The organism is Steroidobacteraceae bacterium (genome assembly GCA_041395505.1).
Taxonomy (GTDB): domain Bacteria; phylum Pseudomonadota; class Gammaproteobacteria; order Steroidobacterales; family Steroidobacteraceae; genus JAWLAG01.
In genome coordinates this window covers 813,439-829,685 of sequence record JAWLAG010000002.1, presented here as the reverse complement: position 1 = coordinate 829,685, position 16,247 = coordinate 813,439, and the positions used below count along the sequence as shown (strand labels likewise).

Sequence of the window (16,247 nt, the reverse complement as noted above, 5' to 3'; positions counted from 1 at the left end):
AACGCACCAGACCCTATGCGTTAACCGCGGTTGTTGGTGATCGCGAGGCACGGGCGCCGGCGTATTTGCGATTGAGCATGATGGCTGCGATGGCCGCTGTCGTTACCGGCAAGGCCCAAGCGAGCAGACTGACGGTGCCCGGCAATTGCATGCCGGCGGCCTGAATCAACCGATTGAGTCCAATCGACAGGAATGCGACATGTGTCGCGATGCCGCAGCCGAGCATTGCGCCGTAATGCTCCATGATCCACCAATTGGAAACGCCCAGCGGTGAACGGAGTCGACGCAGATTGCCCACGCCGATTGAAATGCCGATGAACGATATGCCGCTTAACAGGGGGCTGGTATTCGCAAGACCGAGCGCGAGCACGAGTAGTCCCGCCGCGAGGTTGGCGACGCTGACCGCAGGGTACGACCCGGCACGGAAGCTGGACTCGCTGCGTTTCAGGCGAATGGCGCGAAAGCCACCCCACATCGCGGTCGCCGTGATGAGCACGAGATAGCCGAGGAACACGCCTGGCACGGTCCTCCCGCGCGCAAGGAAAATCGCAGCCATCGGTATTGCGGTGGCACATATGCCGAGCATTGCGAGCAGGTAAATGCGACCACTCACGATATGCAGCGGTGATCCTTTGCGTGCGAGTGCCGCCGCCCAATAGGTGACGAGTGCGGCTACGCCGACCAGGCCGTGCATCGATAGCAAAATATCGTAGGTGTTTTCCATGACCAGCCTCCTCGGAAGTCTTCACGGCCAGTATTGCCTCGCGTGCGAACATCCAGGAGGTGCCAATGGTCACGAATAGGGGGTGCCAAAAGTCATATTGCGGGGGGCGAGGGTTCCACCAGCGCGGTTGGCCTGCCATGCTTGGAGCCATGGGAAACGAGGGTCCACAATCGACGCAGCGTCGCAATCCACGGACGAATTCCGCGCAATTGTTCGCACCGCTCAATATCGCGGCCTATGTCACCTGGTTAGGCGTCAGCGCGAAAGTGCTCGACTGGCCGGCCATGCAGGCGGGTCAAGCGCGCGCGTGGTTCGGTTTCCTGGCACTCATCGGCATGCTGGTTCTGTTCGTGGTCCATTCGCTGCCCCGCCGCACTTCACAGACCACGCGCGGCAGGCTGAACGTACTGTTGCAGGGCGCACTAGTACTGCTCGCCGACTACCTGCTGCGCGGTGGCGACACCGCCGTGCTGCTGATTGTCGTGGCTGCACAGCTGGTGTCGGTCATGCCGCTGGCATCGGCGATCGGCTTCGTCTGCCTGTTCGATGCCTTCCTGATATTGCATTGGTGGTCGCTCACCGGCGACCTTGTGGATGCCCTTCTCGACTTCGTGCCATTGTTCGCTTTCGAGGGATTTGCCGCGGTGACTGGCTATTACATGATGGTGAGTGAGCGACGCCGCGAACATCTCGAGCATGTCAATGCCGAGCTACTGGCGACGCAACGGTTGCTCGAGGAAAGTGCACGCAGTGGTGAGCGCCTGAAACTGTCGCGGGAATTGCACGATGTCGCCGGGCACAAGCTGACGGCACTGAAGCTCATCCTGACGCGTCTCGCACGCCGTGTCGATGCTGAAGTGCGAGACGACATGGAGCTGGGCGCCAGTCTCGCTGATGAACTACTGGCCGACATTCGCGGCGTGGTAAGCGCATTGCGCCAACATGACGGTCTTGCCCTCGGGGAGACGCTCAAGGCGCTCGCCCGTCCGGTCGCAGGAACGCACATTGCCGTGGATGTTGAACCGGATTTGCGCGTCGATTCAGTAGCCCAGGCAGAGACCATCCTGCGCTGCGCGCAGGAGGCCATCACCAACGCATTGCGTCACGGTCGGGCGAGCGAAATTCGCCTGCTTTGCCGTCGCGATGATGATGGACTCCTGCTCGAGGTTACAAACAATGGCGCAACACCGTCACGCATCACATTTGGCAACGGCCTTACGGGCATGCGCGAGCGACTGGCGGCGCTCGGCGGCAGATTATCAGTCGATACGGATGCGGCAGGCGGCGTGCGTCTGCGGGCATGGCTGACGGCCTAGGGGATGGCGAGCGAGCAACGGCCAATACGTATCGCATTGTGTGATGACCAGGCGCTTGTGCTGCGCGGGCTCGCGGCCCTGTTGACCGATCTCGGGATCGAGATCGCGTTGGAAGCGCAGAGCGCAACGGCTCTACTGGCGGCATTGCCGCAACGGCCGGTCGATGTCATTGTCAGTGATATTCGCATGCCTGGCATGGGCGGCATCGAACTCATTTCCAGTCTGCGCGAAGCGGGAAACGCCACCCCGGTCATCCTGCTGACAACCTTTGATGACAGCGAACTGCTTCTACGGGCGGTCCAGGCAGGCGCCCAGGGATTCCTGCTGAAGGATGCCTCCCCGGAGGATCTGCGCAGTGCCATACAACGTGTTGCGCTTGGAGATACCCTGTTGCAGCCGGTCAGTCTCGGGCCCATTCGTGCGGCCTGGACGCCGGAGGCAAAATCATCCGGGCTGCATCTGACCGAGCGCGAACAGAGCATCCTGCGCCTGGTGGCCGGCGGCTACAGCAACAAGGAAATCGCCAGAGTGCTGCATCTATCCGAGGGTACGGTAAAGAACTACATATCGGAGGTCTTGCTGCGACTCGAGTGCCGCGATCGCACGCATGCCGTGTTGAAAGCGATCACCCACAAATTGCTTTAGGGCCCCGCCGCCTTATGATTGTAGTTGAATCCGCCTGCGGCTGAAGGAATTGAGGTCATGACAAGCACCCACGACCTGCCATCCGAAGTTATCGATGCGCTGCGCAAGGGCCGCAAGATCGAGGCCATCAAGCTGCTGCGCGAGCGACATGGAGTCGGCCTGAAAGAAGCCAAGGACATGGTCGAGGCCGGCGAAGGAAAAGCTGGACCCGATTTTCCGATGGAGGAACCGAAGATGGAAACCGGCATCGGCCGACTGTTTGGGCTCGGGATCCTGATCGTGATGCTCTACGTTTTGTACCGCACGCTGGCGTGATGAAACTCGATCTGAAAGTACCGCCACCCCTGGTGCTCGTTATCGCGGGAGCGGCGATGTACGCTGCGGCGCGCCTGACACCTGCTTTGAGCGTGCATGCATTCGGCGGTCAGCGGATATTCGCAGCATTGTTCGCAGCATCGGGCGTCTTGCTGGTTCTGCCGGCAGTGTTGCGTTTTCGCCGTGCGGACACGACCGTCAGCCCGTTGTCGCCCGAGAAGGCATCGACTCTCGTTACCGCCGGCGTATATGCCTATACGCGCAATCCGATGTACCTCGGCCTGCTGCTCATTCTCATCGGCTGGGCCATGTATCTGGCCAACGCAACGGCCCTGTTGATGTTGCCGGCATTTGTCGCGTACATCAGCCGTTATCAGATCAGGCCGGAGGAGGAGGCGCTGTCGGAGAAATTCGGCGAGGCCTTCCTTGCCTACATGCGGCGTGTGAGGCGATGGCTTTGAGCGGGAGCCGGCCGGGGCAGGCGGTCCACCGGGCACGGCGACACGGACCACTTGGGTACTAACTACGACACAGCGGCAGTTGCTGCCTTCATTGCCGACTTCGAAGCACTGCGCCTGCCGCGTGAACGCTGGACGCATGAGGCACATCTGACAGCGGGGCTGTGGTACCTGTGGCGCGCAGGTCATGACGGGGCCTTGCTGGAATTGCGCCGACGCATCCGCCTGCACAATCAATCGGTCGGTACACCGAACACGGACGACAGCGGCTATCACGAAACCATCACTCAATTGTATGTCGATGGTATTGCCGCCCATGCCGAGGCTTGCTTGGACCTGGGTTTCGACGGCGCGCTTGCGTCGCTCCTGGCCTCGCCGCTGAACGACCCCAAGTGGCCGCTGAATTTCTATTCGCGCGATGAGCTGTATTCCGTACAGGCGCGACGGGAGTGGCTGCCGTCAACTGCATGGGAACGAGCGGCGCAGCCTTTCATCCGGGCCGTCCAGGGTTCGACGATCGGTATGGAGGTTATCCGCCGCTGGGCAAAGGGACTGCGCCAAGGCGCCGCGCTCCTGGATCTCGGTTGCGGACCAGGGTCGGGGCGCTCCGATGTACTCGCCGAGCGGGGCGCGGAGCTTTACGCCCTCGATGCCGCACCGACCTTCGTCGCTGCCTATCAAACACGCTATCCACACGCACGGGTGCGCTGCGAGACGATCGAAGGCTCGGACCGGTTCGACCGGCATTTCGATGCCGTAATTGCATGGGGGTTGCTGTTCCTGCTCCCGGGCGAGTCCCAGCGACGGCTGATTGAGCGATTGGCGCAGAGCCTGACTGCCGGCGGGAGGCTTTTGTTTACCGCACCAGCAAAGGCTTGCGCGTGGTTTGACCTCACGACGGGTCAGCCGTCGCGGTCACTTGGTGCACGAGCTTACGCGGAGCTGCTGTGCGCATACGGATTGGTTCTGCAGGGAGAATATGATGATGATGGTGACAATCACTACTATGACGCACGCAGACCCTGAACAACCCTGAGACAGGACGGCCGAACCCGCGCGAGCACATCGATGGCATCGAGCATTGAGATGATCCATTACATCTGCGACCAGGCTGGTCTCGGTAAGCGCCTGGTCTACCGCAAGATGTTTGGAGAATACGCCCTCTATGTCGATGACAAAGTGATCGCGCTGCTGTGCAATGACCAGTTGTTTCTCAAGCCGACGGCCGAGGGCAAGGCGCATCTCGGTGAAGTTGTGCTGGCTCCGCCCTATCCGGGCGCCAAGGACCATTTCCTGCTCGCTGCCCTTCTCGATGACCCAGACGCGCTACGCGATGCCCTGCTGATTACCGCGGGAGCCCTGCCGGCTCCCAAACCCAAGCGCCCGCGGCCCAAGGCCGGGAAGCCCCGCAAGTCATAGGCGGTCGGCTGCGTCGCCGGGCGATACATGAACTGCTTTGGGCGGTTGGCGGCAAGACCTTAGAATGCTGCAATGGGCGCTACCGCTCGCGCCTGGAATGGATCATGCATTCGCTGACCCCGGACGATCACGAATTTGAGCAGCGAGTGCTGCTCGGAGAGGTTCGCGCTGCGGATTTCGATCACCGGGCTCATTTGCGACTGGCCTATATTCAAATCGCACAGCATGGGCCCGAGCAGGCGGTGGCGGTCTTTCGGCGCACGCTCATCCGCTTTCTTGAACACCACGGCATCGATCCGGTCAAGTACCACGAAACCCTGACCCGGGCCTGGCTGCTGGCTGTCGGGTATTTCATGCGCAAGGCCGGATCCACATCCGGTAGCGATGATTTCCTTGCCCGTTGCGTCGCATTGCATGAGCCGAAAGTGATGCTGTCGCACTATTCGAGGGAGTGCCTCAACAGCGAGGCCGCCAGGCAGTCCTTCGTAGCGCCTGATCTCGATCCCATCCCGGTGGAGGAGAGCCGATCCGGGGCGGGCGCGCATTCGGGACGGGCGCGGCAATGACCCGGCTCTATGAGTCAAAATCGCAGCCGCCGCTGGGCCGGCGGAAATTCTTGTTGCGAATGCTACGGCATGTTGTCATTGCGGCAGCACTGCTCGGGGCGTCACTCGCTGCGGGCGTTGCAGGCTACATGCACTTCGAGAAACTGTCGCCTCTCGATGCGCTGCTGAACTGCGCAATGCTGCTCGGCGGAATGGGGCCGGTCAATGTGCCGGTGACAACAGGTGGGAAATTGTTTGCCAGTGCCTACGCGCTCTATGCTGGCCTCGTGTTCATCATCACCGCTGCGCTGATACTGACGCCGTTGCTTCACAGATTGCTACATCGGTTCCACTTTACCGACCGGCTGTGACATGCGGCTGGGAACCAAAGTCGCGCGCGTTCGTCACACCCTGCAATAATCCTGAAGGAGCGCTGCCATGACCGCCCAACGCGTCCAACTGCATCGAGTCCTGCGCGCCAAATCCGCGCGAGTGTATCGCGCATTCCTCGACGCAGAGGCCTTGGCGAAATGGCTGCCGCCCTACGGTTTCACCTGCAAGGTTCACGCGCTCGAGGGGCGCGTCGGTGGCCGCTACAAAATGTCGTTCAGGAATTTCACGACCGGTAACGGTCACTCTTTTGGCGGCGAATATCTCGAATTGGTCGAGAACGAGCGCATCGTCTACACGGACAAGTTCGACGACCCCAATCTCGTCGGCGAGATGGTGACGCGCGTCGAGATGCGCGCCGTCTCCTGTGGGACCGAGTTGACCGTCGTGCAGGAGGGTATACCTGAGGTCATCCCGGTCGAAATGTGCTATCTGGGGTGGCAGGAATCGCTCGAGCAGCTCGCGAAGCTCGTCGAACCGGAAATTCCAGACTAGAGGGACAGCCAATATGACCCTGGCAAGAATACCCATGTGGTTCCGGGCAATTGCGGGACTCAGCCTGCTATGGTTCCTGATGGATCTTTTTTCGTTTTACATGCGGGTGTTTCAAACGGACGCGTTCCTGCAGTCCATGCCGCCGGACCAGCAATCGCTCTTTCGAGATATACCGTCCTGGGTGAATGTCGTTTACGGCGCGGAAGTTTTTGGTGGCGTCCTTGGCTCACTGGCACTGCTGTTTCGACGTGAGTGGGCAATGCCGTTGTTCCTGCTCTCGTTCATCGGAGTCGTTTGTCAGACTTTTTATGTCGAGTTTCTCTCTGACGCGATCAGGGTGATGGGTAAGCCCGCGATCGTCATGCCACTGTTGTCGATTCTGATTGGTGTCGGCATGATTGTTGCGACTCGAACGGCGCGAGTCCGCAACTGGCTGGGACAATCATGAACACTCAGGGCCCACTGACCGCCCAACTTTTCCGGAACTCCGCGTGAGCCGTACGGTCAAGGCGGTGTTGCTCAGCGGTCTCGTGTTGCCGGGAATCGGCCAGTTGTATCTGCGACGCATCTGGCTTGGTCTCGTACTGGTGCTGGCGTCTCTCGCCGCTGCGGGCTATGTCGTCGTCACTGCCATGGATACGGCGTTGGCCGTTGTCGATCGTATCGAAGCGGGCGAGGTGGCCATGGATGTCGGTGCGATATCTTCCGAAGTCGAGCAAACGTCGCAGGCAACCACGAGAAAGTCGGGTATCGCGATCTACTCCCTGCTGGCGTTGTGGATTGCAGGCATCGTTGACGCTTATCGCGCGGGAAGAAAGCAGGACAGCCTTGCGGATAAGGACAAAGCATGAAAAATACCATCGCGTCGACCGCCAAGGTGCCCGAAGTCACCTTTCTGTTCTGGGTCATGAAGGTCGTTGCAACGACACTTGGCGAAACCGGTGGCGATGCCGTATCGATGTCCATGAATCTTGGCTATCTGGTCGCAACCGGGATCTTTGCCGCAATTTTCATCATTGCGATCGCAATCCAGATCTACGCCGATCGATTCCATCCGCTGATCTACTGGACGACCATCATCGCGACGACGACAGTCGGCACGACGCTCGCCGATTTTGCCACCCGATCGCTCGGTATCGGTTACACGGGTGGTAGTACCCTGTTGCTCGTCCTGTTGCTCGCATCACTCGTCGTCTGGTATCGCGCGCTGGGTACGATTGCGGTCGAGTCGGTGAGCACGCCGCGCGCCGAGATCTTCTACTGGGTGACCATCATGTTCTCGCAGACGCTCGGCACGGCGCTCGGCGACTGGACCGCCGACACCGCCGGTCTGGGTTATACCGGGGCTGCGATTATCTACGGCGCGATGCTCGCAATCATCGCAGCGGCCTATTTCTGGACACGGCTACCGCATACCGCTCTGTTCTGGGCGGCTTTCGTACTGACCCGACCACTAGGCGCGGTACTCGGCGACTTTCTCGACAAGCCCATCGCTTCGGGCGGCCTTGCGCTCAGTCGTTATGGAGCATCCGCGGTGCTCATCGCATTCATTGCGCTGTGCCTGCTGCTGTTCCGGCAGCGACCAGCGCAATTTGGCCATTGACCAAGTTCAGTTTGACATCGTTCCCCCACGCAGCGGCAGGACTGACCGCGACGCCGGGTCGCGCGGCGTGATCAAGCCGGTGCCCATCACCCTCGAAGGCTTCGGCGTGCGGCTCGAACCCATGAGGCTCGAACACGCAGCGGAGCTCGAGGCGGCCGCGGCCGACGGTCGATTGTGGGAACTGCGTGTGACTTCGGTGCCTGCACCTGGCGAAACGGTGGCGTACATCGGTGCGGCGCTCGAAGGGGCGCGCGCCGGTCAGATGCTGCCCTGGGTCGTTCGCGACACGATCACGAACACCGTAGTCGGCAGCACGCGTTACCACGACATCGTAGCGCACATTGATCGCGCGGAAATCGGTTACACCTGGTATGCGCGACGCTGGCAACGCACGCATGTCAACCCGGCCTGCAAGCTCCTGTTGCTGCGTCACGGCTTCGATGATCTCGGGTGTGCCGTCATCGGGCTGCGTACCGATATTGACAATCATGCGTCGCAGCGCGCAATAGAATTTCTCGGCGCCCGCAAGGACGGTATCATCCGGCATCATGCGCTGCGGCGCGATGGCACGGTCAGGGATACCGTGATGTACAGCATCCTGCATCGCGAATGGCCAGAGATTGAAAGACGCCTGCTGGACAGGCTGCAGGTCTAGGCGGTCGGGCTGCGCGCCGCAAACATTTTTCGTGACCTGGGAGATCGATTCATGGCTGAGCACGGCGTCGACGTCAGCTGGACTCGTGGTGATCAGACATTCACGGACAACCGCTATAGCCGTCGCCACCAGTGGCATTTTGATGGCGGCGTCGATGTTACGGCATCGGCATCACCGCATGTCGTACCCCTGCCATACTCCTGCGAGAAAGCGGTCGATCCGGAGGAGGCATTTGTCGCTTCCCTGTCCAGCTGCCACATGCTGTGGTTTCTTTCCATCGCCGCCCAGCAGGGGTTTACCGTCGATCACTATCACGACCAGGCCCGCGGAATCATGGGTCGCGACGAAAGCGGACGGATTGCCATGACTGAAGTCACGCTGCGACCCCGTGTAACATTCTGTGGTGAACGTCAACCGACGGCAGCCGAGCACGAGCATATGCACGAGCGCGCACACGATGCCTGTTTCATCGCGAGCTCGGTGCGCACGCGCATATGCTGCGAGCCAGTGATGGCCTGAGCGATGTCGATTGCGCCGACATGGCAACCCGTCGTCCTGGTGCTTGCGGCGCTGTCGGTGCCAAGCACCGCACTTGCCGTATCGAGCGCAAATCGTCCACCCAACGTCGTGCTGATCGTCGCTGACGACCTCGGCTATGGTGATATCGGCAGCAGCGGAAACGATATCATCGCGACACCCAATCTCGATCGAATCGCCAGACGCGGCGCGCGCTTCACGCAATTCTATGCCAGCGCCAATGTCTGTTCGCCGTCACGCGCCGGCTTGCTCACTGGTCGCTACCCGGTGCGTAGCGGTCTCGCCTGGGACGTGGTGCATGCCGGCGATGAAGGTGGCCTGCCGACAGATGAGATCACCATTGCCGAAATTCTGCGCGCACGCGGCTATGCGACCTACATGGTCGGCAAATGGCATCTGGGCAATGCGATGCCATTCTGGCCGACAGGCCAGGGCTTCGACCATTTCCTGGGTGTGCCCTTCAGTAATGACATGCCGGGGTTTGCGCTGTACCAGGATGAGCAGGTCATCGAGCCCAACGTGGATCAGGCGACGCTGACCCGCCGATTTACCCGTGCAGCCGTCGAGTTCATCGAGTTGCCTCGCGAGCAACCGTTCTTTCTCTACCTGGCGCATACCGCTCCGCATATTCCCCTGCATCCAGGCGCCGGATTCGCGGGCAAGTCTGCCGCTGGTCACTATGGCGATGTCGTTCAGGAACTCGATGCCAGCACGGGCGAGATCCTGCGCGCATTGCGAAGCGCGGGGATCGCCGAGAATACCCTGGTCATATTCACCAGTGACAACGGCTCATGGTGGGAGGGCCGCAGCGGCGGACGCGGCGGCAAGGGTGAGACCTGGGATGGCGGCTTTCGCGTCCCGCTGCTCCTTGCCTGGCCGGGAGAGATCAAGCCGGCCTCGACGGTAACGGTGCCTGCCATGAACATCGATCTGCTGCCGACCATTGCGGCGGCTGCCGGCGCGGCATTGCCGGCTGATCGCATCATCGACGGACTGGATCTGTTGCCATTGACAGGTCGCGCAGGTGCTTCACACCATCACGAGTTCCTGTATTTCTTCACCAATGAAGAACTCGCCGGAATCCGCGCGGGTCGCTGGAAATTGTTGACGCACGCCTTCTACCGCCAGAGTCTCGGCGCACTGGAGAACTTCGACCTCCTGCCTGGCTTTGCAGCTCCGTATGCCTTGCTGTTCGACATCTCCGGACCAACGGGCGAATCCTATGACCTGTCGAGCCGCTATCCAGACGTTGCCGCACGGTTGAATGGGCAATTGCAGGCAGTGCGCGCCGAATTCAATGCACTTCGCAGGCATGCGCCGATGCCGGTCTATCCAGCCAGATGATGTCGCCGCAATCAGGGACCAGCGATTGTCCTTTCTGCACGCACGATCCCGTCGCGATGTCCCAACTGCACGCCATCGCGAAGCAACGGGTCACGACACTCTATCTCGACCGCGACCAAACCTATCGCGGCCATGTCGTGTTGATATTCACGCCGCGCCACGTCGCGCGGCTCGATCAGCTGTCGTTGCAGGAGTGGCTCGATCTCGCCGCCGATCTCTACGCCGCGCAAAGGGCCGTGGTGAAGGTCGTTGCACCGGACCATGTGAACACCGAGAGTCTCGGAAACGTGGTCGCGCATCTGCATTGGCATGTCTTTCCGCGCTATCGCGCCGATCCGCGTTGGCGCCAGCCGGTATGGATGACCAATGCGTCCGATATGCCGCGACAGCAACTGGCGGAGCAGGAATTTCTTGACCTTGCGGCAGCCATAGGCGCTGCCCTGGAGAGATCATGAACGCAATCGCACCGCGCGCGCGCCGCTTCGGGTGGATCGCATCGATGGGATTGGTCGCGCCGGCCGCAGTGGCGGAGGTCGAAGGTCCGGTGGGCGAGCCGTTGCAGGTACTGACCGAGCCCTATCTCCTCGGTTCGTGGACACGCATGGCGGAGATTTATCCCAGCCGGTTGATCGCCCGTGGTGGCGCCGTGCGCCCACTCGCGCGAGCCGACAGGAAGTTGACTTCCGTGCAATACACCCTGGACGGCAAGACATTCACGCTCGAGGACTATCTTCGGCGCAATGCCGTGACATCGCTGCTGGTCGTCAGGAACGGCCGGATCGCTTATGAGAAGTACCTGCGCGGAACCGATGCCAATACGTTGTTCGTATCCTGGTCCATGGCGAAATCTGTGACATCCACTCTGCTCGGGTTGCTCGTGCGGGATGGTGCAATCAGTTCGCTGTCGCAGCCCGCGGGCGCCTATGTCGCCGAACTCAACGAGTCTGGTTACGGCGATGTGCCATTGCGCGACCTGCTGCAGATGAGCTCGGGCGTCAAATTCGTCGAAGATAATTTCGACCAGACGAGTCGCGAGGGGCGGGCATGGATCGACGGTGTCATCGAGCGTCGACTGCCCTATAACCAGACCATACTCTGGTTTCATGAAAAGCTGCGACCGCCCGGCACGGCCTTTTATTACGCCAGCATCGAACCACAGGTCGTGGGTTGGGTTGTTCGTCGGCGCGCCGGCAAGCCGCTGGCGGAGTACTTCTCCGAGCGCATATGGCAAAAGCTGGGTGCCGAGCATGATGCGAGCTGGGTGCTGGACCGACCGGGTGGCATGGAGATCGCCAGCTGCTGCATCAACGCAACGACGCGTGACTACGCGCGATTCGGCCTCCTGTTCCTGAACGATGGACGGGTTGGCGACGAACAGGTCGTGCCTGCCGAGTGGGTACGCCTCGCGACACGACCCGATCCTGAGCGACCCTACCTGCATCCGGGCGCGATCGAAAAGCGCAACGGGCTCGGCTACCAGCATTATTGGTGGCTCTGGCCGGACGACGATGCCTACAGCGCGCTCGGTCACGGCGGGCAGTGGATCTACGTCAATCCGCGGCGCCAGCTCGTCATCGTGCAGACCGCGACCTGGAGTCCATCCGCCGAGGGGTCGGGTTATCCGGAAACCCAGGCCGTATTTCGGGCCATTGCCCGCAGCTTCGACTGAGTGATCATGAACCCGGGCAACAGCCTGCGCCTCGTTGCGCTCCTCGCCGCCATCATCGTCATCGCGCTTGCGGTGTCAGCGGTACACCCCTATGACCGGACCACGTGGTGGCTCGAGGTTTTTCCCGTGCTGATCGCCCTGCCGCTGCTTGCAGCGACTTGGGCGCGATATCCATTGACACCGCTCGCCTACGGCCTGATTGCCCTGCACGCATTGGTCTTGATCCTCGGTGGCGCCTATACCTATGCCCGCGTGCCGCTCGGCTTCCTGTTGCAGGACGCATTCGACCTTGCGCGCAATCCCTATGACCGGATCGGGCACTTCTTCCAGGGCTTCGTGCCGGCCTTGCTCGCGCGCGAGATCCTGCGGCGCGGGCACTACGTACGAGGTCGCGCCATGCTTGCCTTCATCGTGCTCGCGATCGTACTGGCAATCAGCGCCTGCTATGAACTCATCGAGTGGGCGGCCGCCCTGGCATTGGGACAGGGAGCCGACGAATTCCTGGGGACGCAGGGCGATGCCTGGGATACGCAATGGGACATGTTCATGGCGCTCATCGGCGGAAGCTGCAGCCTCGCAGTGCTCTCCCGCTGGCATGATCGCCAGTTGGCGAACCTGACCGGACGCCAGTCGATTTGACCTGAAGCCTATCTCGTCAGGCCAGGTGAGCGGCATAATGAGCGCAGCGATGACGAGCACTGCAAAAGACAATGTCCTGCGCACCGAGCGCCTCACGCTGCGCCAGCTCGACATGGCTGATGCCGAGTTCATTCTCGAATTGCTGACCGATGCAGATTTCAAGCGATACATTGGCGATCGCGGCGTTACGGATCTCGCCAGTGCGCGCCGCTATATCAACGAAGGACCGCGCGCGAGCTACGCAAGATTCGGCTTTGGGCTGCTCAGGGTGGGGCTTGCCGAGGACGATCGCGCCATCGGCATCTGTGGTCTCCTCCAGCGCGACACCCTCCCGGATCCCGATATCGGCTTTGCCTTCCTGCCTGCCTGGCGTCGCAGCGGCTATGCCCTCGAAGCAGCGCGCGCCGTGCTCGACTGGGGACAACGGGAGCGCGCGATGCGGCGGATTCTCGCGATCGTGACACCGGAGAACGAGCGGTCCATCCGGCTGCTCGAGCGGCTCGGACTTCACCATGAAAGCGAAACGGAAGCGGATGCGAGCGGCAAACGCCTCAAGATATTCGCTTTGTCCTGAGGGGGACTGATCATGCACAGGAGCCGTCTCGCCGGCTTTATCATCGATTGTGAGACCGCGGATCCGTCCGCCGCAGCACAGTTCTGGTCGGCGGCGCTCGGCATGCCGATGACCGCGCTGCCGGGGGAGGAGGGCGAGAAGTACGTGCGCCTCGAGCCGCAGGCGATGCAGCTTCATGTCGAAGTGCAGGCAGTGAGTCATGCAAGCCGCGTTCACCTCGATATCGAGACCGACGACATCGAAGCCGAAGTGCGTCGCCTCGAACGGCTCGGCGCGAAGCGGCTCGAGTTCGTGCATACCTGGTGCGTGATGCTGGCGCCCACCGGCCAGAAGTTCTGCGTCGTTCGCGCCAGCAATCCGGATTTTTCGTCGACTGCGCATCACTGGGACTGACACGAGTCCTGCAGGAGGAAATCAATCGTGCGTTACGCGCCGCAACTTTTCGTCAACAACAAGCGCTGGGCAAGGGAACGTACCCAGGTCGACCCGGAATTCTTCACGAGATTGTGCGGTCTGCAGGCGCCGGATTACATGTGGATAGGTTGCGCCGACAGCCGCGTTCCTGCGAACGAAATCGTCGGGCTTGCGCCCGGAGAGATGTTCGTACATCGCAACATCGCCAATATCGTGCCGACCACTGACGTCAATTGTCATTCGGTCGTGCAATATGCGGTGGATACGCTCGGCGTGGAGCACATCATCGTCTGTGGACACTATGAATGCGGTGGCGTGCGCGCGGCGCTGGGCCCGGCCGTTGCGGAGCCCCTCGAGTCATGGTTGCAGCACCTGAGAATGGTCGTGGATGCGCATCGCGCGGAACTCGATGCACTGCCGGACGAAGCGGCGCGCTGGCGCAGATTATGCGAGCTCAACGTCCTGGCGCAGGTGCGTCAGGTTGGCAGCCTCGCGATGGTGCGCCGGGCATGGGATCGCGGTCAGAAATTGTACGTGCACGGCTGGATATACGATCTGCACGATGGCCTGCTGCGCGATCTTGGTGCCACGCTTGCATCCGACGTCGTGAGCTAGCTGGCGTTGGCGAGAGAGCCGAGCCCGAGCACCTGGCAATAGCGGCGGTCGCAGTCATCGCAGCGTCCACGCGAACTGCACCAGCGCAGACTCTTGCCATTGACGCGGCACCAGAATAGCCCTTTGGGGTCGGCATCCACTTCGCGCAGCAATGCGATGAAGCTCGAGTCAGACGCATGCGGCCGGTAGCGCCGCCAGCCGCGCGGGTCCGCCACGTGCAGAGTCCAGCGGCCCGTTGAACCGGAAAATCTGAACTGGGCGATAGCGACCGGATGCGGCGCACCCGGCACACCGCAGAATGAACGCAATTCGTGCAATGTCACCCGGGTGTCATCGAGCCGCCAGCCCAGTCGCACGGCATAGCGCGCGCTCGGCGGGCAGATACGCGCGCAATAGGCGTCAAGCGTGCGTCGCAGAATTCTTTCGGTCAGTGCCGGTAGTTGCGCCAAGCGGTCCTCGATGTTATCTCGCGCCCTGTTATGCTACGAGCGAGCGGGCAGCTCGACAACATGCGGCATCAGGACCTAAGCGCAAAGTTTCGCATTGCAATTCCGCCGCGGCCGGTGCCGGCGGCCAAGCGCGTCATGTGGTGGTTGGTGCTGCGGCTCGCGCGCTGGCGGCTTGGCATGGCGCTGCTGCGCCGCTGGCTGGGCTGATCAGCTCGTCGGCGTGCGCAGTTCGATGACCTCGGTGCCCGCCTCGACGCGCATGGGTTTGATCGCGTGTCCCTGGGTGATCGCAACATAGGTTGCCTGCTGGCGCTCGAAGCAGCGCTGCCAGGTGAACTGCGATACGACGCGTTCGCGCGCAGCCAGGCCAAGCTGCGCGGGGTTTCTCGAATACAGCGTATCGATGGCCTCGGCAAGGCTCGCATCGTCAAGCGGCTCGGCAAGCTGACCCACCTGTTCGTCCACGAGTTCCGGAATGGCGCCGGCCCTCGCCGCGACCACTGGTCGCCCGCAGGCCATCGCCTCGAGTATCACAAGGCCGAATGTTTCGCGCGTTCCGGCATGGACCAGAGCATCGGCAGAGGCGAGCCACTGCGACAGTTCGACCGGATCGCGGCAATAGGGGATGCGGGTGACATTGCTGGCCGGCCGCGCCAGGGTATCACCGCCGATCAGCAGCAGATGGTAGCGCCGCCCGAGGCGCGCAAATGCGCGCAGCAATACCTCGATATTCTTCTCCTGCGAGAAGCGCCCGGCATAGACCAGCAGCCTGGTACCGGGGGAAAGGTTGAGACGCGTGCGCGCTTCCTCGTTGCGACGCGCCGGATGGAATACCGTGGCGTCGACGCCGAGCGGCTGCAGGCTCGTGTACCGGACGCCTAGGTCGTTGAGGTACTCGCACATGAAGCGGCTCGGAGCGAACACGACATCGAAGCGCGAATACAACCAGCGCACATAACGTCGTACCTGTGATTCGATTCGAGCGCCGTATCGCTGCCCGATGATGCGCGGCAGATTGGAGTGGTAGAACGCGCAAACCGGAATGCCATGGCGCTGGCCATGTCCCGCCGCCACCCACGCGGTGTGGAATGCGTCGCCCACCTCGATGCAGTCCGGATCGAGGATGCGCATCGCCCGTGACCAGGCACGCGGATTGAGCGGCAGGCGATAGTTGAATGTGCCCGGGACCTTCCAGCCCGCCACGGTGCTGATCGCGCCAGCCTCGAACTGCGTGGATTCGCCTGGAACGAGGACGCTGTGCCGCCAGCTCGAATTGACAGCAAACCAGCGTTGCTTGGCGGTGAGATAGCTTTTTACACCGCCGCTGGTGGGCGAGTAGAACAGGGTTGTATCGAGAAGATGCATGGGGTGCAACCCGTTATACTGTAATGAATGCGCCGCTGCCGCTCAGCGGGAGATTCCACTCGCTGCGCGGTTGCCT

At 61.6% G+C, this 16,247-nt stretch carries 25 protein-coding genes; 22 read left to right on the top strand and 3 right to left on the bottom strand.

Features of this window, described 5'->3' with window-relative positions; genetic code table 11:
• Positions 1-13: 13 nt before the first annotated feature.
• The gene (locus R3E77_16475) at positions 14-724 is read right to left on the bottom strand and encodes a hypothetical protein (protein ID MEZ5501013.1); all 711 of its coding nucleotides are present in this window, start codon (positions 722-724) and stop codon (positions 14-16) included.
• A gap of 149 nt (positions 725-873) precedes the next feature.
• On the opposite strand from R3E77_16475, the gene R3E77_16470 reads away from it, so the two are divergent.
• The 21 genes from R3E77_16470 to R3E77_16370 all read left to right on the top strand — a co-directional run bounded on the left by R3E77_16470 (position 874) and on the right by R3E77_16370 (position 14,357).
• The gene (locus tag R3E77_16470) at positions 874-2,040 is read left to right on the top strand and encodes a sensor histidine kinase (protein ID MEZ5501012.1); all 1,167 of its coding nucleotides are present in this window, start codon (positions 874-876) and stop codon (positions 2,038-2,040) included.
• A gap of 3 nt (positions 2,041-2,043) precedes the next feature.
• Positions 2,044-2,685, top strand: coding sequence for a response regulator transcription factor (locus R3E77_16465; GenBank protein ID MEZ5501011.1), 642 nt, complete (start codon positions 2,044-2,046; stop codon positions 2,683-2,685).
• Positions 2,686-2,742: 57 nt separating this feature from the next.
• Positions 2,743-3,000: a ribosomal protein L7/L12 gene (locus tag R3E77_16460; protein ID MEZ5501010.1), complete on the top strand. Its 258-nt coding sequence runs from the start codon at positions 2,743-2,745 to the stop codon at positions 2,998-3,000.
• Positions 3,000-3,461: an isoprenylcysteine carboxylmethyltransferase family protein gene (locus R3E77_16455; protein MEZ5501009.1), complete on the top strand. Its 462-nt coding sequence runs from the start codon at positions 3,000-3,002 to the stop codon at positions 3,459-3,461. The genes R3E77_16460 and R3E77_16455 overlap by 1 nt, the downstream gene beginning before the upstream one ends.
• Before the next feature lie 51 nt (positions 3,462-3,512).
• Entirely contained in the window at positions 3,513-4,484 is a 972-nt protein-coding gene (locus R3E77_16450; GenBank protein MEZ5501008.1) for a class I SAM-dependent methyltransferase, read from the top strand.
• Positions 4,485-4,526: 42 nt separating this feature from the next.
• Entirely contained in the window at positions 4,527-4,877 is a 351-nt protein-coding gene (locus R3E77_16445) for a TfoX/Sxy family protein (GenBank protein MEZ5501007.1), read from the top strand.
• Between the two features lie 104 nt (positions 4,878-4,981).
• On the top strand, positions 4,982-5,443 hold the full coding sequence (locus tag R3E77_16440; GenBank protein ID MEZ5501006.1) for a hypothetical protein: 462 nt from the start codon (positions 4,982-4,984) through the stop codon (positions 5,441-5,443).
• Positions 5,444-5,502: 59 nt separating this feature from the next.
• Complete coding sequence (locus R3E77_16435; protein MEZ5501005.1) at positions 5,503-5,793, top strand: hypothetical protein; 291 nt, start codon at positions 5,503-5,505, stop codon at positions 5,791-5,793.
• A 67-nt stretch (positions 5,794-5,860) separates the two neighbouring features.
• Positions 5,861-6,307: an SRPBCC family protein gene (locus R3E77_16430; GenBank protein MEZ5501004.1), complete on the top strand. Its 447-nt coding sequence runs from the start codon at positions 5,861-5,863 to the stop codon at positions 6,305-6,307.
• A gap of 13 nt (positions 6,308-6,320) precedes the next feature.
• A complete protein-coding gene (locus R3E77_16425; protein ID MEZ5501003.1) occupies positions 6,321-6,755 on the top strand; it encodes a hypothetical protein in 435 nt (144 codons plus the stop codon).
• A 43-nt stretch (positions 6,756-6,798) separates the two neighbouring features.
• Positions 6,799-7,158, top strand: a complete 360-nt coding sequence (locus R3E77_16420; GenBank protein ID MEZ5501002.1) for a DUF5683 domain-containing protein — start codon at positions 6,799-6,801, stop codon at positions 7,156-7,158.
• Positions 7,155-7,910, top strand: a complete 756-nt coding sequence (locus R3E77_16415) for a hypothetical protein (GenBank protein ID MEZ5501001.1) — start codon at positions 7,155-7,157, stop codon at positions 7,908-7,910. Before R3E77_16420 ends, R3E77_16415 begins: the two co-directional genes overlap by 4 nt.
• A 67-nt stretch (positions 7,911-7,977) precedes the next feature.
• Positions 7,978-8,565: a GNAT family protein gene (locus R3E77_16410; GenBank protein MEZ5501000.1), complete on the top strand. Its 588-nt coding sequence runs from the start codon at positions 7,978-7,980 to the stop codon at positions 8,563-8,565.
• Positions 8,566-8,616: 51 nt separating this feature from the next.
• Positions 8,617-9,084, top strand: a complete 468-nt coding sequence (locus R3E77_16405; GenBank protein ID MEZ5500999.1) for an OsmC family protein — start codon at positions 8,617-8,619, stop codon at positions 9,082-9,084.
• Between the two features lie 3 nt (positions 9,085-9,087).
• On the top strand, positions 9,088-10,446 hold the full coding sequence (locus tag R3E77_16400) for a sulfatase (protein MEZ5500998.1): 1,359 nt from the start codon (positions 9,088-9,090) through the stop codon (positions 10,444-10,446).
• Positions 10,447-10,502: 56 nt separating this feature from the next.
• The gene (locus R3E77_16395; GenBank protein MEZ5500997.1) at positions 10,503-10,901 is read left to right on the top strand and encodes an HIT family protein; all 399 of its coding nucleotides are present in this window, start codon (positions 10,503-10,505) and stop codon (positions 10,899-10,901) included.
• Entirely contained in the window at positions 10,898-12,115 is a 1,218-nt protein-coding gene (locus R3E77_16390) for a serine hydrolase (protein MEZ5500996.1), read from the top strand. The genes R3E77_16395 and R3E77_16390 overlap by 4 nt, the downstream gene beginning before the upstream one ends.
• A gap of 6 nt (positions 12,116-12,121) precedes the next feature.
• Positions 12,122-12,754 carry a DUF2238 domain-containing protein gene (locus tag R3E77_16385; GenBank protein ID MEZ5500995.1) on the top strand — a complete coding sequence of 211 codons (633 nt, stop codon included), beginning with the start codon at positions 12,122-12,124 and terminating at the stop codon, positions 12,752-12,754.
• 49 nt (positions 12,755-12,803) lie between these two features.
• On the top strand, positions 12,804-13,328 hold the full coding sequence (locus R3E77_16380) for a GNAT family N-acetyltransferase (GenBank protein MEZ5500994.1): 525 nt from the start codon (positions 12,804-12,806) through the stop codon (positions 13,326-13,328).
• Positions 13,329-13,340: 12 nt separating this feature from the next.
• Positions 13,341-13,721 carry a VOC family protein gene (locus tag R3E77_16375; protein MEZ5500993.1) on the top strand — a complete coding sequence of 127 codons (381 nt, stop codon included), beginning with the start codon at positions 13,341-13,343 and terminating at the stop codon, positions 13,719-13,721.
• A gap of 27 nt (positions 13,722-13,748) precedes the next feature.
• Positions 13,749-14,357 carry a carbonic anhydrase gene (locus R3E77_16370; GenBank protein ID MEZ5500992.1) on the top strand — a complete coding sequence of 203 codons (609 nt, stop codon included), beginning with the start codon at positions 13,749-13,751 and terminating at the stop codon, positions 14,355-14,357.
• On the opposite strand, the gene R3E77_16365 is transcribed toward R3E77_16370, so the two are convergent.
• Entirely contained in the window at positions 14,354-14,806 is a 453-nt protein-coding gene (locus tag R3E77_16365) for a DUF3024 domain-containing protein (protein MEZ5500991.1), read from the bottom strand. The genes R3E77_16370 and R3E77_16365 overlap by 4 nt on opposite strands.
• Before the next feature lie 30 nt (positions 14,807-14,836).
• Here R3E77_16365 and R3E77_16360 point away from each other — a divergent pair, with 30 nt between their 5' ends.
• A complete protein-coding gene (locus R3E77_16360; GenBank protein MEZ5500990.1) occupies positions 14,837-15,013 on the top strand; it encodes a hypothetical protein in 177 nt (58 codons plus the stop codon).
• Here the strand turns inward: R3E77_16360 and R3E77_16355 are convergent, their stop codons facing one another.
• Positions 15,014-16,171 (bottom strand): glycosyltransferase, encoded by a 1,158-nt coding sequence (locus tag R3E77_16355; GenBank protein ID MEZ5500989.1) that lies wholly within the window; start codon positions 16,169-16,171, stop codon positions 15,014-15,016.
• Positions 16,172-16,247: the final 76 nt, after the last annotated feature.

What these genes read in the sequence shown, in the direction of transcription:
- R3E77_16395 (MEZ5500997.1), top strand. Translation starts at nt 10,503, where the DNA reads ATGTCCCAACTGCACGCCATCGCGAAGCAACGGGTCACGACACTCTAT.
- R3E77_16425 (MEZ5501003.1), top strand. Translation starts at nt 6,321, where the DNA reads ATGACCCTGGCAAGAATACCCATGTGGTTCCGGGCAATTGCGGGACTC.
- R3E77_16430 (MEZ5501004.1), top strand. Translation starts at nt 5,861, where the DNA reads ATGACCGCCCAACGCGTCCAACTGCATCGAGTCCTGCGCGCCAAATCC.
- R3E77_16455 (MEZ5501009.1), top strand. Translation starts at nt 3,000, where the DNA reads ATGAAACTCGATCTGAAAGTACCGCCACCCCTGGTGCTCGTTATCGCG.
- R3E77_16460 (MEZ5501010.1), top strand. Translation starts at nt 2,743, where the DNA reads ATGACAAGCACCCACGACCTGCCATCCGAAGTTATCGATGCGCTGCGC.
- R3E77_16405 (MEZ5500999.1), top strand. Translation starts at nt 8,617, where the DNA reads ATGGCTGAGCACGGCGTCGACGTCAGCTGGACTCGTGGTGATCAGACA.
- R3E77_16470 (MEZ5501012.1), top strand. Translation starts at nt 874, where the DNA reads ATGGGAAACGAGGGTCCACAATCGACGCAGCGTCGCAATCCACGGACG.
- R3E77_16375 (MEZ5500993.1), top strand. Translation starts at nt 13,341, where the DNA reads ATGCACAGGAGCCGTCTCGCCGGCTTTATCATCGATTGTGAGACCGCG.
- R3E77_16475 (MEZ5501013.1), bottom strand. Translation starts at nt 724, where the DNA reads ATGGAAAACACCTACGATATTTTGCTATCGATGCACGGCCTGGTCGGC.
- R3E77_16440 (MEZ5501006.1), top strand. Translation starts at nt 4,982, where the DNA reads ATGCATTCGCTGACCCCGGACGATCACGAATTTGAGCAGCGAGTGCTG.
- R3E77_16360 (MEZ5500990.1), top strand. Translation starts at nt 14,837, where the DNA reads ATGCTACGAGCGAGCGGGCAGCTCGACAACATGCGGCATCAGGACCTA.
- R3E77_16465 (MEZ5501011.1), top strand. Translation starts at nt 2,044, where the DNA reads ATGGCGAGCGAGCAACGGCCAATACGTATCGCATTGTGTGATGACCAG.
- R3E77_16435 (MEZ5501005.1), top strand. Translation starts at nt 5,503, where the DNA reads ATGCTACGGCATGTTGTCATTGCGGCAGCACTGCTCGGGGCGTCACTC.
- R3E77_16390 (MEZ5500996.1), top strand. Translation starts at nt 10,898, where the DNA reads ATGAACGCAATCGCACCGCGCGCGCGCCGCTTCGGGTGGATCGCATCG.
- R3E77_16355 (MEZ5500989.1), bottom strand. Translation starts at nt 16,171, where the DNA reads ATGCATCTTCTCGATACAACCCTGTTCTACTCGCCCACCAGCGGCGGT.
- R3E77_16385 (MEZ5500995.1), top strand. Translation starts at nt 12,122, where the DNA reads ATGAACCCGGGCAACAGCCTGCGCCTCGTTGCGCTCCTCGCCGCCATC.
- R3E77_16415 (MEZ5501001.1), top strand. Translation starts at nt 7,155, where the DNA reads ATGAAAAATACCATCGCGTCGACCGCCAAGGTGCCCGAAGTCACCTTT.
- R3E77_16400 (MEZ5500998.1), top strand. Translation starts at nt 9,088, where the DNA reads ATGTCGATTGCGCCGACATGGCAACCCGTCGTCCTGGTGCTTGCGGCG.
- R3E77_16380 (MEZ5500994.1), top strand. Translation starts at nt 12,804, where the DNA reads ATGACGAGCACTGCAAAAGACAATGTCCTGCGCACCGAGCGCCTCACG.
- R3E77_16445 (MEZ5501007.1), top strand. Translation starts at nt 4,527, where the DNA reads ATGGCATCGAGCATTGAGATGATCCATTACATCTGCGACCAGGCTGGT.